This is a genomic window from Streptomyces sp. NPDC093795, assembly GCF_044764665.1.
Classification (GTDB): Bacteria; Actinomycetota; Actinomycetes; order Streptomycetales; family Streptomycetaceae; genus Streptomyces.
In genome coordinates this window covers 453,133-467,176 of the sequence record NZ_JBIWIO010000005.1, presented here as the reverse complement: position 1 = coordinate 467,176, position 14,044 = coordinate 453,133, and the positions used below count along the sequence as shown (strand labels likewise).

General features: G+C 74.1%; 14 protein-coding genes. 11 read left to right on the top strand and 3 right to left on the bottom strand.

From position 1 onward, the window contains the following. Positions 1 to 72 precede the first annotated feature (72 nt). The 6 genes from ACIRB7_RS17235 to ACIRB7_RS17210 all read left to right on the top strand — a co-directional run bounded on the left by ACIRB7_RS17235 (position 73) and on the right by ACIRB7_RS17210 (position 7,738). A complete protein-coding gene (locus tag ACIRB7_RS17235; protein ID WP_403598731.1) occupies positions 73 to 612 on the top strand; it encodes an HPP family protein in 540 nt (179 codons plus the stop codon). A 70-nt stretch (positions 613 to 682) separates the two neighbouring features. Then, complete coding sequence (locus ACIRB7_RS17230; protein ID WP_403598728.1) at positions 683 to 1,594, top strand: sulfurtransferase; 912 nt, start codon at positions 683 to 685, stop codon at positions 1,592 to 1,594. Next, positions 1,587 to 2,012, top strand: a complete 426-nt coding sequence (locus ACIRB7_RS17225) for a cupin domain-containing protein (RefSeq protein ID WP_403598725.1) — start codon at positions 1,587 to 1,589, stop codon at positions 2,010 to 2,012. The genes ACIRB7_RS17230 and ACIRB7_RS17225 overlap by 8 nt, the downstream gene beginning before the upstream one ends. 337 nt (positions 2,013 to 2,349) lie before the next feature. Then, positions 2,350 to 2,823, top strand: coding sequence for a cobalamin B12-binding domain-containing protein (locus tag ACIRB7_RS17220; protein WP_403598722.1), 474 nt, complete (start codon positions 2,350 to 2,352; stop codon positions 2,821 to 2,823). After that, positions 2,820 to 6,050 (top strand): FAD/NAD(P)-binding protein, encoded by a 3,231-nt coding sequence (locus ACIRB7_RS17215; RefSeq protein ID WP_403598719.1) that lies wholly within the window; start codon positions 2,820 to 2,822, stop codon positions 6,048 to 6,050. Before ACIRB7_RS17220 ends, ACIRB7_RS17215 begins: the two co-directional genes overlap by 4 nt. Continuing rightward, a complete protein-coding gene (locus ACIRB7_RS17210) occupies positions 6,047 to 7,738 on the top strand; it encodes an acyl-CoA synthetase (RefSeq protein ID WP_403598716.1) in 1,692 nt (563 codons plus the stop codon). Before ACIRB7_RS17215 ends, ACIRB7_RS17210 begins: the two co-directional genes overlap by 4 nt. Positions 7,739 to 8,003: 265 nt before the next feature. Here ACIRB7_RS17210 and ACIRB7_RS17205 read toward each other — a convergent pair whose 3' ends face one another. Continuing rightward, complete coding sequence (locus ACIRB7_RS17205; RefSeq protein WP_403598713.1) at positions 8,004 to 8,582, bottom strand: TetR/AcrR family transcriptional regulator; 579 nt, start codon at positions 8,580 to 8,582, stop codon at positions 8,004 to 8,006. A gap of 145 nt (positions 8,583 to 8,727) precedes the next feature. Here ACIRB7_RS17205 and ACIRB7_RS17200 point away from each other — a divergent pair, with 145 nt between their 5' ends. The 3 genes from ACIRB7_RS17200 to ACIRB7_RS17190 all read left to right on the top strand — a co-directional run bounded on the left by ACIRB7_RS17200 (position 8,728) and on the right by ACIRB7_RS17190 (position 11,015). Then, positions 8,728 to 9,276, top strand: a complete 549-nt coding sequence (locus ACIRB7_RS17200; protein WP_403598710.1) for a carboxymuconolactone decarboxylase family protein — start codon at positions 8,728 to 8,730, stop codon at positions 9,274 to 9,276. A gap of 148 nt (positions 9,277 to 9,424) precedes the next feature. Beyond that, on the top strand, positions 9,425 to 10,435 hold the full coding sequence (locus ACIRB7_RS17195) for a LysR family transcriptional regulator (RefSeq protein WP_403598707.1): 1,011 nt from the start codon (positions 9,425 to 9,427) through the stop codon (positions 10,433 to 10,435). Positions 10,436 to 10,808: 373 nt separating this feature from the next. Next, on the top strand, positions 10,809 to 11,015 hold the full coding sequence (locus ACIRB7_RS17190; protein WP_403598704.1) for a cold-shock protein: 207 nt from the start codon (positions 10,809 to 10,811) through the stop codon (positions 11,013 to 11,015). A gap of 67 nt (positions 11,016 to 11,082) precedes the next feature. Here ACIRB7_RS17190 and ACIRB7_RS17185 read toward each other — a convergent pair whose 3' ends face one another. Further along, positions 11,083 to 12,363 carry a radical SAM protein gene (locus ACIRB7_RS17185; protein ID WP_403598871.1) on the bottom strand — a complete coding sequence of 427 codons (1,281 nt, stop codon included), beginning with the start codon at positions 12,361 to 12,363 and terminating at the stop codon, positions 11,083 to 11,085. A 210-nt stretch (positions 12,364 to 12,573) separates the two neighbouring features. Here ACIRB7_RS17185 and ACIRB7_RS17180 point away from each other — a divergent pair, with 210 nt between their 5' ends. Further along, entirely contained in the window at positions 12,574 to 12,963 is a 390-nt protein-coding gene (locus ACIRB7_RS17180) for a VOC family protein (RefSeq protein WP_403598701.1), read from the top strand. A gap of 11 nt (positions 12,964 to 12,974) precedes the next feature. After that, positions 12,975 to 13,460, top strand: a complete 486-nt coding sequence (locus ACIRB7_RS17175) for an SRPBCC domain-containing protein (RefSeq protein WP_403598699.1) — start codon at positions 12,975 to 12,977, stop codon at positions 13,458 to 13,460. Between the two features lie 96 nt (positions 13,461 to 13,556). On the opposite strand, the gene ACIRB7_RS17170 is transcribed toward ACIRB7_RS17175, so the two are convergent. Continuing rightward, positions 13,557 to 14,018 carry a hypothetical protein gene (locus tag ACIRB7_RS17170; protein ID WP_403598696.1) on the bottom strand — a complete coding sequence of 154 codons (462 nt, stop codon included), beginning with the start codon at positions 14,016 to 14,018 and terminating at the stop codon, positions 13,557 to 13,559. Positions 14,019 to 14,044: the final 26 nt, after the last annotated feature.

Here is a 14,044-nt window from a genome sequence, read left to right as displayed (position 1 = left end):
CCCGTCCGCTCCCGCGGCACCCCGCCGTCCCGCCCGCCCCGCCCCGTCCTGCCCCGCCAAGGAGAGAACCCCGTGAGCAACCAGACCCAGACCCCCCCGGGCGCGGCGACCCCGCCCGCCCGCAGCCGCTGGGCGGGCGGCGCCCCGCCCTTCCCCGGCGGCCGGCCCACCGCCCTCGGCACCCTCGCCACCGTCGTGTCCCTGGTGATCCTGGTCGCCCTCGGCGAGGCCACAGGCCAGCTCCTGATGATCGCCCCGCTCGCCGCCACCGCCATGATCATCTGCAGCACCCCCGTGCTGCCCCCGGCCCAGCCCCGGGGCGTGATGCTCGGCCAGGTCGGCTCCGGAGTCCTCGGGATCGTGGCCGTCGCCCTGTTCGGCGACTCCCTCTGGGTGGCCGCCGTCGCCGCCGGACTCAGCGTCGGCCTCATGCTGCTGCTGCGGGCCGTCCACGCCCCCGCCGCCGCCACCGCCGTCCTCGCCGTCCTCCAGGACCCCGCCCCGCTGCGCTTCCTCGTCCTGCTCGCCGTCGGCAGCGCCCTGCTCGTCCTCGTCGGCCTGCTCGCCTCCCGCCTCGGCGTGATCGGCAAGTACCCAACGTACTGGTGGTGACCCCGCCCACCGGTGGCGACCCCCGTCCGTCCGCCCGTACCTCCGCCCCATCACCCTCAACGGAGCGCCCGTGAACCGAGACCGACTGCTCGTCAGCTGCGAGCAGATCATCGAACAGCTGCGGAGCCCCGCGGCCGGGGACGACAACACGGTCCTCGTCGAGATCACCGACGGCGGCAGCACCCTGGGCCGGATCCCCGGCTCCGTCCGCCTGGACTGGACCGGTGACCTCCAGGACCCGGTACGCCGTGACCTCATCGGCCCCGAGGCCTTCGCCGAACTCCTCGGCCGCCACGGCATATCCGCCGGCCACACCGTCGTCCTCCTCAGCGGCAACAACAACTGGTGGGCCGCCGCCGGATACTGGCAGTTCCGGCTGTACGGCCACCGGGAGCTGCGGATCCTCGACGGCGGCCGGCTCCGCTGGGAGGCGCTCGGCGCGCCCCTCACCCAGGACGTCCCCGAACGGCCGGCGACCACGTACCCCGTACCGTCCGTCGACGAGACGATCCGCGCCCGCCGCGAGGACATGCTCGACCACATCGGACGCCACCAGCTCCTCGACGTCCGCTCCATGGAGGAGTACCTCGGGCAGAGCAACACCCCGCCCGGCGTGCCCGAGGACCTCGGGGTGCGCTGCGGGCACGCGCTGTCCGCCGAGCACATCCCCTGGCACACCGCCGTCCACCCCGACGGCACGTTCCGCGACGACGAGGAACTCGCCCGCGCCTACGCTGGTGTCCGCACCGACGCCCCGACCGTCGTCTACTGCCGGGTCGGCTGGCGCTCCGCCCACAGCTGGTTCGTCCTGCGGGAGCTCCTCGGGCTCCCCGACATCCGCAACTACGACGGAGCCTGGCGCGAGTTCGGCTCCCTCATCGGCGCCCCCATCGTCAACGGCCCCAAGGCCTGGGGCCCCGACGGCATCCCGTCCATCGTCGCCCAGCGCGACGCCGCATCGGAGGTCCGCGCCCATGCCTGACGTCACCGTCTTCCGCAACGTGCTCCGCGACGGCTTCGACCAGACCGACCTGCCCTGGGTGCCCTGGGCCGAACCCGGCCGCGTCGGCGTCGAGTACGTCGTGCTCTGGGGCCCCGACCCGGCCGAGGACGAGGACTCCGCCTCGCTGCTGCTGCGTTTCCCGGCCGGCGCGCACGGCGACTTCCACGAACACCTGGGCCACGAGCTCATGCTCGTCCTCGACGGCACCCTCGACCACAGCGACGGACGCCGCTTCCACCGCGGCGACCTCGTCGTCGAGGAGCCCGGCACCCGGCACCAGATGTCCAGCGCCGAGGGCTGCACGGTCCTCGCCGTCCGCGCCCGCCCCGCCGCGCCCCGGACTCCCGAGGCCGGCGAGATCACCACCGGCGTCGGCGCCGGAACGCCCTCCGCCTGAGCCGGCCCGGCACGAGGCCACCGGGCCCCGGTACGGACCCGGCGGCCTCGGCCTGTGCCCGAGCCCGGGCGCGCCCCGCACGGACCCGGCGTGTGCCCCGCACCGACCCGGCCACCTCGGCGCGCCCCGTGACCGGGCGCGCCCCGCAGACCTGTGGTTCCCGCGGTCCCGGTACGTGTCATGAGCCCGCGACCCGCAGTCCCCGCGGTCTCCGTACGTACCCGTGAGCCCGCGCCCCGTAGTCCCCGCGACCTTCGGCATGCCCCGTGTGCCGTGCGCGCCCGTACGAGGCCCTTCCGTACTCCCGCCCGTCCGCACCCTTCCGGAGAGAGACGTCATGACCCCGTCCGTACGGCCTCAGCCCCTGCGCAGTCCCGAGCCCTCCCGCCGGGTCCTGCTCACCACCGGTTCCTCCGACGCCCACACCTGGAACCTCGTCCACCTCCAGCTCTTCCTGGAGGAGCACGGGCACTCGGTGCTCAACCTGGGCCCCTGCGTCCCCGAGCAGCTGCTCGTCGACACCGCCCGGATGACCAGCCCCGACCTCGTCGTGCTCTCCTCCGTCAACGGCCACGGCCACCAGGACGGGCTGCGCGCCGCCCGCGCCCTGCGCGCCGACCGCAAGACCCGGTCCGTCCCGATGGTCATCGGCGGGCTCCTCGGCATCTCCCCGGAGGGCGCCGCGGCCCGTACCGCCGAACTCCTCGGCGCGGGATACGACGAGGTGTACGCGGACGGCACCCCGCCCACCGCCCTGCTCAGCAGGCTCGCCGGCCTCGGCGGCGCGTGTACCGGGCGGGCCGCGGCTTGACGACCTCCGCCCCGCCCCCGCACGCCCCCGGCGATCTCGGCGCCTTCGTCCAGGAGTCGGCCGAGGCCGGCGAACTGGTCGTCCAGCCCCGGATGGGCATGGTCGGGCCCGAGGACATGGCCGGCGGAGTCGCCGCCGTCGCCGCGCTGCCCGAACGGACCGTCGCCACCCTCACCATCGACAGCTACACCCGCGTCGGCGACCACGCCGCCGCCACCGCCGCCCTGCGCGCCGGCCGGCCCCTCAACGGGTTCCCGCTGGTCAGCCACGGTCCCAGGACCACCGCGCGGGTCGCGGCCGCGGCCGGACGCGCCGCACCCGTCCAGGTCCGGCACGGCTCCGCCGACCCGATGGCCATCTTCCGCACCATGGCCGCCGCCGGGCTCGCCGCCTCCGAGGGCGGCCCCGTCTCGTACTGCCTGCCCTACGGGCGTACCCCGCTGGCCGAATCCGTCGCCGCCTGGCGCGACTCCGTCCAGTTCCTCACCGAGGAGAGCCGCGCGCACGGCCGCAGGGCCCACCTCGAATCCTTCGGCGGCTGCCTCCTCGGCCAGCTCTGCCCGCCCTCGCTGCTCGTCGCCGTCTCGGTGCTCGAATGCCTGTTCTTCACGGCCAACGGGGCGGCGAGCGTCTCCCTCAGTTACGCCCAGCAGACCCACCCCGCCCAGGACACCGGCGCCCTCACCGCGCTGCGGCTGCTCGCCGACGAGTTCCTGCCGCCTTCCGTCGACCGCCACATCGTGCTCTACACGTACATGGGCGTCTACCCGAAGACCGTGCCAGGCGCCCGGCTGCTGCTGCGCCGCAGCGCCGAACTCGCCGTACGCGGCGGGGCGCAGCGCCTCATCGTGAAGACCGAGACCGAGGCGCACCGCATCCCGACCGTCGAGGAGAACCTGACCGCCCTGCGGATCGCCGCCGACGCGGCCCGCACCGCCCCGCGCGGCCCGCAGCCGGGGGCCAGGACCTCCGGCGAGGCCGACGCCGAGGAGATACTCGCCGAGGCCCGCGCCCTGGTCACCGCCGTCCTCGCGCTCTCCGACGATCTCGGCGTCGCCCTCCTGAAGGCCTTCGACCGGGGCCTCCTCGACGTGCCGTTCTGCCTGCATCCCGACAACCGGGGCGCCGTCCGGTCCACCGTCGCACCGGACGGGCGCCTGCAGTGGACGGACCTGGGCGCGCTGCCGCTGCTCACCACCAGCAGGAGGACCGTTCCGATGACCTCACGCCAGCTCTCCGGCATGCTCGGCCGGGTCGCCCGTGAGCACGACCAGGCGGCGGCGGCGAACCCGCCGCCCGAGCCGGCGCCCCGCGAGCTCCCGGCGCCGTCCGCGGCGCCGCTGCGGATCGCGTTCGTCGGCATGGGCCCGCGCGGCCTCTCCGTACTGGAGCGGCTCGCGGCCCGCTGCGCGGCCCAGCCGCCCGCGCGGCCGATCGAGGTGTTCGCGGTGGATCCGTACGAGGCGGGGGCCGGACGGATCTGGCGGACGGACCAGTCGCCCTGGTTCCTGATGAACACCCCGGCGCAGGAGGTCACCATGTTCTCCGGGCCCGCCGACGACGGACCGCACCGGGCGGGCGCCGGACCCAGCCTCGGCGCGTGGTGGGCCGAGGACGACCCGGCGGGCGCCGAACCCGAGGGGTACGCGCCCCGGGCCGTCTACGGCCGCTACCTGACGTACGTCATGCGGCGGATCGAGGAGACCCTGCCGCACGGGCTCACCGTCCACCGCGTCCCCGCCCGGGTGATCTGCGCCGACCGCGCGCGCGACGAGGGCGGGAAGGACGCGGCCCCGCACCGGCTGAGACTGGACCGCGGTGACGTCCTCACCGTCGACCGGGTGCTCCTCGCCACCGGGCACCCGGTCAACGAGCTCGACGCGGAGCAGCGCGCCTGGAAGCGGTTCGCCCGCGAACACAGCACCCCCTTCCGCCCCGTCCGCCACATCGCGGGCGGCTCCGCGAGCGAGATGCCGCTCGCCGAGATACCGGCAGGCGCGCGCGTCGGCATCCTCGGCATGGGGCTCACCTTCTACGACATCCTCACCGAGCTCACCCTCGGCCGCGGCGGCACCTTCACCGAGGGCTGCGACGGCCTGCTCTACCTGCCGAGCGGCAAGGAGCCCCGCATCCACGCGGGATCACGCGGGGGAGTGCCCCTGCTCACCCGCGGCGCCAACCAGAAGGGCCCCGAACACCGCTACCGGGCCCGGCTCTTCACCGCCGAACGCATGGCCGCCCTCCGCGCCGAGGCCGCGCCGCTCGACTTCGAGCGGGCGGTGCTGCCCTGGTTGCTCGCGGAGGTCAACCTCGTCCTCCTCGCCACCCGGATCCGCCAGGTCCACGGACCCGAGGCGGCCGACGAGTTCACCGAACGGGGGACGCAGGCCCTCGCGGACCGGCCCGACCGGCCAGACCCCCGGATCCTGGAACGGCTCGCCGCCGCGTACCGGATCGACTCCCGGCCGCTCACCGGCCTCGACGCGCTCGCCCGCCCGTTCGGCGGCCGCCGCTTCGGCTCCCCGGCCGAGTACCACAAGGTGCTCACCGAATGGCTGCGCGCCGATCTGTTCGAGGCCCGCCAGGGCAACGCCGACGGCCCCCTGAAGGCGGCCGCCGACGTCCTGCGGGACGTCCGGCAGACCATCCGTACCGTGGTCGACTTCGCCGGGCTCACCCCCGCGTCCCACCGCTGGTTCCTCACCGAGTTCGCCCCGATCGCGGCGATGGTCTCCACCGGGCCGCCGCCGCTGCGCTCCGAGCAGTTCCTCGCGCTGCTCGCGGCCGGGGTCCTCGAACCGGTCGGCCCCGGCGCCCGGTTCGGCCCCGATGCCGTCGAGGGGCGGTTCGCGGTGGAGTCGGCCCAGGTGGAGAACTCCTGGGTGCCGCTCGACGTCGTCGTGGACGCCCGGGTGCCCGGCACCGACCTCGCGGCCGACCGGGACCCGCTGATCCGCGGCCTGATGGTGGACGGCGAGATCCGCACCTTCACCAACGCGGCCGACGGCGCGGGGGAGTTCGCCACCGGCGGCCTCGACTGCACCGACTCGCCGTTCCATCCGGTACGGGCGGACGGCACGGTGGACACCAGCACCCATGTCCTCGGCATCCCCAGCGAGCACACCCGCTGGTTCACCCAGGTCGGCAGTGGCCGGCCCGGCCCCTGGGGCTCCTTCACCCGCGACGCGGACGCTGTCGCGGAGGCGCTGGCCGGCGGTGCGCGGTGAGCGTCGTCGGCCGTACGGACCGTCCGTCCGCCGCCCACGAGGAGTACCGGGCCGCGCGGGACCAGCTGCTGCGGCTGCGCGGCGACCGTGAGACGGCCTGCGCCGCCTTCCGGTGGCCGCGGGCCGAGCACTTCAACTGGGCCCTCGACTGGTTCGACGTCATCGCCGAGGGCAACGACCGGCCGGCCCTCGAACTCCTCGGCCACTCGGGACCGGACGGCGACGTCCCCGTCGTCGACCGGCTGACCTTCGCCGAACTGGCCGCCCGCTCCGATGCGTTGGCGACGGCCCTGCGCGACCTCGGAGTCGTACGCGGCGACCGCGTCCTGATCCTGCTCGGCACCCGGGCCGAGCTGTGGGAGACCCTGCTCGGCTGCATCAAGCTGGGCGCCGTCGTCGTCCCCGGCTACCAGGACCTGACCCGCGCGGAGGCGGCCGACCGGATCACGAGAGGTGCCGTCCGGCATGTGATCGCCGCGCCCGAACTCACCGATCTCCTCGACGGGTTGCCGGTGCCGGGGCTGCGGATGGCGCCCGGCGTCGTGGACCGGGCGGGCTGGGTCCCGTACCCCGACACCCGCCGTCCCGGACGGCCCCGGTTCGTCCCGGACGGACCGACCCGGGCCGCCGACCCGTCCTTCTGCTACTTCACCTCCGGGACGACCTCCCTGCCCAAGCTCGTCGAGCACAGCCACGCCGGGTACGGCGTCGGGCACCTCTCCAGCCTGTACTGGAGCGGACTGCGCCCCGGCGACCGCCACCTCAACCTCTCCGCGCCCGGCTGGGCCAAGCACTCCTGGTCCAGCTTCTTCGTACCCTGGGCGGCGGAAACCACGGTCCTCGCGCCCCCGGACGGCGGCCTCCCGCCGGCCGTCCTGCCCGGCGTCCTCGCCGCGCACGGCGTCACGAGCTTCTGCGCGCCCCCGAGCGCCTGGCGGTCCCTGCTCCCGTACGTGACCGGTGGCGCGGACGCCCCGACGCTGCGCGAGGCGACGGCGGCGGGGGAGCCCCTGACGGCCGAGACGGTGGAACGGATCGAGGCCGCGTGGGGGGTACGGGTACGGGACGGCTACGGCCAGACGGAGGCGACCGCGCTCATCGGGCGCGCCCCCGGCACCCCGGAACCGCTCGCCCCGCTCGGGCACCCGCTCCCCGGGTACCGGATCGTGCTGCGCGACCCGGAGACGGGGGAGTCGGGCGGGAGCGGGGAGGTCTGCGTGGACCTGACGGAACGTCCGCCCGGCCTGATGCTCGGGTACGCCGGGCTGCCCGAGCGGACGGCGGAGGCCTTCGCCGGCGGTCTGTACCGCACGGGGGACCGGGGCGAGCGGTGCGCGGACGGCTCGATCCGGCTGCTCGGCCGGATGGACGAGGTCTTCAAGTCGTACGGCCACCGGGTCTCCCCGATGGAGATCGAGGCCGTCCTGCGCACCCACCCGGAGGTCGCCGACGCGGCGGTGGTGCCGTGCGAGGCCCCGGAGGGCGGCCTGGCGCCGTACGCGGTCGTCGAACTGCGGACGGCGGCGGGCGCCGAGCCGGAGCACGGGCGCGTCGGGGCGGAGCTCCTGGCTCTCGCCGCGGACCGACTCGCGCCGGTCTTCGTGCCGCGCGGCGTCGAGGTGATCGCCCACCTCCCCCGCACCCGCTCGGGCAAGATACGCCGCGGCGAACTACGCCCGAACCGCTGACGGGCGGGGGGCGCGGCCCGGGGCCGTCCGGGGCCCCGGCCCCCGGGCCCGCGAGCAGGCCCCGGCAGCCCGGATCCGTCCGGCCCCCGGGCCCGCGAGCCGGCCCCGGCCCCCGGGGCGCCGAGCCCCTGGCTGGGGCATCGGCGGGGCCGGGCTCCCATGCCGTCCGGCGCGGGAGCCGTCCCCCGCCCGGGGCGCCGACCCCCTGGTTCGCGAGCCGCCCCCGGGCCTGCCCCGAGTCCCGCCCGCCCCCGCCGGCCAGGCGTCACGCGCTGACCGGCTCCCGTTCCGCCGTGCGCAGGAGGACCTCCGCCACGCCCCTGGCCCGTACCGCCGCCTCCGGTGTGCCCTCGCGGAGGGCGGTCACGATCGCGCCGTCGCCGAGCAGGGCGAGCTGGCGGGCCAGGGCCTCGTGGTCGCGGTAGCCGCCCTCGGAGAGCAGCCGGTCCAGGACCGCGATGACCTTCTCCTTGTGCTCGGCCGCCACGTGATGCGCGGGGCTGTCCGGATCGGCGGTCTCGACCATGGTGTTGATGAAGGCGCAGCCCCGGAACGAGGCCGCCGCGAAGCGTTCCGCGAGGCCGTCGAAGAGCGCGAGCGGCAGCTCCTGCGGGGAGCGCTCGCTGACCGCGATCCGGCCGTCGAGCCAGGCCCGCCACATGCCGTCGCGGCGCCGCAGGACCTCGACGACCACGTCGTCCTTGCTGGGGAAGTGGCGGTAGAAGGAGGCGCGGCCGACTCCGGACTCGGACAGGATCCGCTCGATGCCGACGGCCCGGATCCCCTCCTCGTAGAACAGACGCTCCGCCGCGCTGAGGAGCCGTTCTTTCGCGTTCGTGGCCATGCCAGACGGTACCACTCGGTGCCGTATCGGTGATCCCGAAGCGGCGGAGCGGAGTGGTGGCGTCCCGTTGCGCCAGACGGAACCGATCGGTACCGTCCTGATGGTACTGATCAGTTCCGTCTTGGTCCGGCTCAAGGAGAGCTCCATGCCCCGCCTGCCCCAACTGACCGTCGAGACCGCCAACGAGGAGCAGCGCGAGCTGCTCGAAGGCACCCTCAAGCAGCTCGGCAAGCTGCCCAACCTCTACGCCGCCCTCGCCAACGGCCCCGCCGCGCTCCGCGGTTACCTCGCCATGCGCGAGGCCCTGGTCGGCGGCAGCTTCAGCGCCCGGCAGCGCGAACAGCTCGCGCTCTACATCGCGCAGCAGAACGACTGCACGTACTGCGTCTCCGCGCACACCCTGCGCGGCGGCAAGGTGGGCCTGAGCGAGCAGGAGCTGCTCGACACCCGCCACGGCGGCGACGCCGGCGACCCGCACATGGACCAGGTGCTCCGCTTCGCCGGTGCCGTCATGGCCACCGGCGGCCGCGTCACCGACGAGGCCCTCGCCGACGCCCGCGCAGCCGGGGTCACCGACGCGGAGATCGCGGAGATCGTCGGACACGTCGCGCTCAACGTGCTGTCGAACTTCTTCAATCACGTAGCGCAGCCGGACTTGGACTTTCCGTTGGTCCCGGCGCACCTCGCCGAGTAGAGTCTTCGCGGCCGAGCAGGGGTGCCGGGCGCGACGAGGCGTCCGGCACCCCTGCGGCTTTCAGACCGACTGGGGCGATCGAAACGGGTGGCCGACCAACCACCTGGTGCGAGGAACTGCCGCCTGCGCGCGGCAGGGGGGAATTCACGTGGACATCGACGCAAGAACCCTTCGGACCTTCCGCGAGGTGACCCTGACCGGGTCCTTCACCCAGGCGGCGCGCCGCCTCGGGTACTCACAGTCCAGCGTCACGGCACAGATGCGCGCCCTGGAGAGGCAGGTGGGCGAACCGGTCTTCGAGCGGCTCCCCAACGGCGTCAGGCTGACCCACTCCGGCACCGTCCTGCGTGACTACGCGCGCCAGATCCTCACTCTCGTAGGGGAGATGGAGACCGCCCTGCACAGGCCGCCGGCCAACCCGCCGCGCCTCACCGTGGGCATCGTGCCCGCCCTGGCGTACGGACAACAGCTCGCCCGGGTCACCCACATGGGGCGGCGGCTCCTCTCCGGCGTCCAGCTCGCCCTGCGCGTCATGGGAACCGCGGAGGTCCACGACGCCTTCCGGTCAGGTGCGATCGACGGCGCGCTCGTCCTCACGGTCGTCGACGCCGACGACCCGGTCGGCCAGTTAGCCGACCAGCTGCACACCGAGCGTTCCGACGACCTGACAGAAGTGCGGCTCCAGGAAGTCGAGTTCGTCCCCGTCACCAGCGTCGGCCACCGGCGCGGCGGCCTCGGCCGCCAGGTCGTCATCGCCGACCCCGACTGTCCCTCCCAGCGCTGGCTCCCCGAGTTCCTCCGGCTGCGCTGCGACAGCCCTCCCGAGATCCACGAACTCGGCTCCATGGCGGGCGTGCGCGCCGCCACCCAGTCGGGCCTGGGCTGCGCCATGCTGCCGATGGCCCTCGCCGCCTCCCATCAGGAGGCCGGCGGCCTGCGGCCCCTCCCGGGTGTGCCCCGGATGCGGTGGAACGCCTCTCTCGTCCTCGGCCGTTCCGACGCCCGGCCCGCGCTCGACTGGCAGAACCTGACGGAGACGCTCCGCCAGGCGACGGCCCTCTCGACGGTGCACGCCGACGATCCCGATCCCGCGGGCCCGGTCGACGTCCTCGGCGGAGAGGCCGCCGCACTCGACCCGGACCCGAGCATCGCGTCCTGATCCGACGCGGCTCCCCCTGAGCGGTGCCACGGCGTACCGCCGCCTCCCCCCGGCCCACCCCCGACCGGGTCCTACGGGAACGGCGGCGCGCCGTGGCACCTCCCCGTTCCGGGCCGGTCGACGGCCTTCCACTTGAGAGCAGGGTGAGGCCCGGTGTCGAACACGGGGGATCTCCGACACCGGGCCTCTGTTGAATATTGTACGAGAGGTGAAGGGGTGACGTGTACACCTGGGCCGGCCGACCCCGTGGCGACGTGCACAGAACGGGCGAACAGGAGGCGTACGGGGTAGAAGTCCTCTGAGACGCGGATGCGGCTGCGGCGGAGCCCTCGCCCCCCCGGCCGCGCCGCCCGTGACGCCGAGGAGGCCCGCCATGGACGGCAGAAGCACAGGGTTCGTGCACTCCTTCAACCGCGCCGGCGGGTACGGGTTCGTCGTTCCCGTCGGCTCCGACGAGCAGGTCTACTTCAGCGCCGCGGACATCGAGGGGGAGGGACACTCGCTCTCCGAGGGGCAGCAGGTCTCCTTCGTCCTCGTCCTGGGCGACGGCCGCTTCGAGGCGAAGGAACTCCGCGTCTGACGCCTTCCGGGCACGGCCGCGCCCCCGGGCACCCGACCGGCCCGGGGGCGCTCCGCCTACGGCCCGGTCAGGTGCCCGGAGCCGGCGGGAGCGCGTCCATGAAGGAGCTGACCGAGAACACCGCGCGCCCCGGGCCCGCAGGACCGTATCCGGGCGGTGCGGTCAGCCCGTACTCCTCGAGCGTCGCCGTGTACGCCTCAAGGAGGCGCAGGTGGTACTCGAGCGGCGCGCCGTCCGGGTTCTCACGGCCCAGCGGCGTCGTCGGCTCCGGGCACCAGGTGGTGAAGCGGGGCGTGATCCCGCGCGACATGAAGAACCGCAGGCCCTCCCGGGTCGAGGCGATCGCCTCGTCCACGGTCAGGAAGCCGGAGGGGCGGGCCATCTCGACACCGGCGACGAAGTTCGGGATGACGTTGCGCGGCCCGAAGACCTCCGCCGAGTCCAGGATGCGGCGGTGCCACTCGTCCCGGCCGATGTACCTCTCCTTGCCGGGGCAGTACAGCTCGAAGAGCCGGCGGTCCCACACCTCGTAGTTCGGGTGGTAGATCCGGATGCCGTAGTCGTGGAAGCGCTGTACGTCCTCCTTCGGCAGGGCCTGGGCGACGACCTTGCCGATCCAGCGGCCGGGGAAACGCTCCTCGATCGCGCGCGCGTACTGCCCGTAGAAGTCCGCCTCGTCCTTCCCGCCGACCTGGGAGGTGACCGCCCCGCCGGTGAGGGTGTACGCGGTCGACGTACGGGCCGTGTCGTGGCGGTCGATGATCTCCAGGGCCTCCAGGACCTCGTCGACCGGCTTCACCCCCGTGTACGGGCGGCCCGCCGCCTTGTGCTGGCGCCAGTTGTGGTTGATGTCGCAGTACTGGCACTCCTCCTTGGCACCGAAGTACTGGCAGACCCGGAAGACCGTCAGATAGATCAGATAGCCCCACTGGATGGTCGGCGCGACCTCCATCACGGACTTGCCGTTCGTCAGCGGGTGTCGGTAGTACTCCGGCATCGGCGGCAGGCCGACGTCGGCGATCCGGACCCCGTCGAGGAACAGCGCGAGCGTCCCGTCGGCGTCCGGCGCCACCCGGTACGGGGACGAGGGGTTGACCCGTACCGACACCACCGTGCGGCGCAGCCCGTACGGCCCGCCGGTGAGGACGATCTCCTCCGGCGGGCGGTTCAGTGCCGCCTCACCGAGCTCCGGCAGCGTGCGGTGGTCGAAGGAGAAGATGAAGTACGACTTCGGCTTCACCTCGCCCCCGTCGTTGCCGGTCAGCGCGGACGGGTCGAAGGCGAGCCCGCCGCGCAGCAGGTCCTCCTTGAACACGGCCTCCGGAGGGATCCCGGGGAAGCGGTCCATGAGGGATTCCACGACAGCGGTACGGGTCGGGGCAGCGCTGGACACAGGCGGATCTCCAGTGGTGAGAGACGACGGAGCCGACACCTTCACGCTACGCGCGCGTGCCTCCGGGACGGCGACCGGGACCCCGGTGATGCTGGACGTCCCACGATCCGCCCACCCCACACCACCCCACCCGATGCGACCCGACCCGACCACAGGAGAGCACCCATGAGGATCAACCTGACCAGTCTTCTCGTCGACGACCAGGAGAAGGCCCTGCGCTTCTACACCGACGTGCTGGGCTTCCGGAAGAAGACGGAGGTCCCCCTCGGCGACCACCGCTGGCTGACGGTGGTCTCGCCGGAGGCCCCCGACGGCGTCGAACTGGTCCTGGAGCCCGACGTCGCCGTCCCCGCCGCCCGGACGTACAAGGCCGCCCTGGTCGAGGCCGGCATCCCGCTCACCTCGTTCGCCGTGGACGACGTGCGCGCCGAGTACGACCGGCTGAAGGGGTTCGGCGTCCGCTTCACCCAGGACCCGGTGGACATGGGCCCGGTCACCGTCGCCATCCTGGACGACACCTGCGGCAACCTGATCCAGATCGCCCAGTACGCGTAGGAGGGGCCCCCATGACGACCCCCGCGGATCCTCCGATCCCGCCGACCCCCATGGACACGGTCACGCTGGAGCGGCGCATCGCCGCCCGCCCGGAGGCCGTCTTCCGTCTCCTCACCGACCGTGAGAGATGGCTGTCCTGGATGGGCGTCGACGGCACGTTCTCCTTCGAGCCGGGCGGCGCCTACCGCACCCGGGTCACCGGCGACAGCGTCGCCTCCGGCCGTTTCATCACCGTCGACCCGCCGGGGCGGCTCGTCTTCAGCTGGGGCTGGGAGACCGGCCCCACGGCCGTCCCGCCCGGCTCCAGCACGATCGAGCTCACCCTCAGGCCCACCCCCGAGGGCACGCTCCTGCGGCTCATCCACAGCGGTCTGCCCTCCACGGAGGCCTGCGAGGCCCACGCCGAGGGCTGGCAGCACTACATCGACCGCCTCGCGGCCCGCGCCGAGGGCGCCGACCCCGGCGAGGACGGCTGGACCCGGTATCCCGGAGGCTGAGAGCCGGCGGGCGCGCGGCCGAGTGGCGGCCGGCCGCGTGCCCGCCCGGGGGCGCACGGCCGTACGGCTACCGCCCGCCGCCCGCCGCCCGGCGCGTCAGGCGCCCACCGGCACCGGTACCGGCGTACGAGCCGGAGAGCCCGCGCCGAGCTCGCGGACGAGCCGCAGCCCGAGGCGCAGGTACGCGGCGAGGTCCGCCCGGGGCGCCTTGCGGACGAGGTGACGGATCGCCTGCATGGCCTCCCAGGCGGAGGCGTGCGCCAGGGACCCGCCCCAGCCGTCGCCGAGACCGTCCCACAGGTACGCGCTGAACCCGAGCTGGAGCGCGCCCGCCCGCCGCCGCTCCTCCTCGTGCGCGTCCAGGGCCCGTACGAAGAATCGTTCCGCCTCCACGGGGGGAAGTGCGGACCGGATGATGCGCAGGTACGGCGCCACGAGCGACGCGACCTCGGGGCACTCCCCGCCGGGAACGACCGGGTCACCGGGAACGACCCGGTCACCCGGAACGACCCGGTCACCGAGAACGGGTGCCGTGATGGGCTCGCATGTGTGAGTCATGAACCCATCGATACGTCATCTCATCG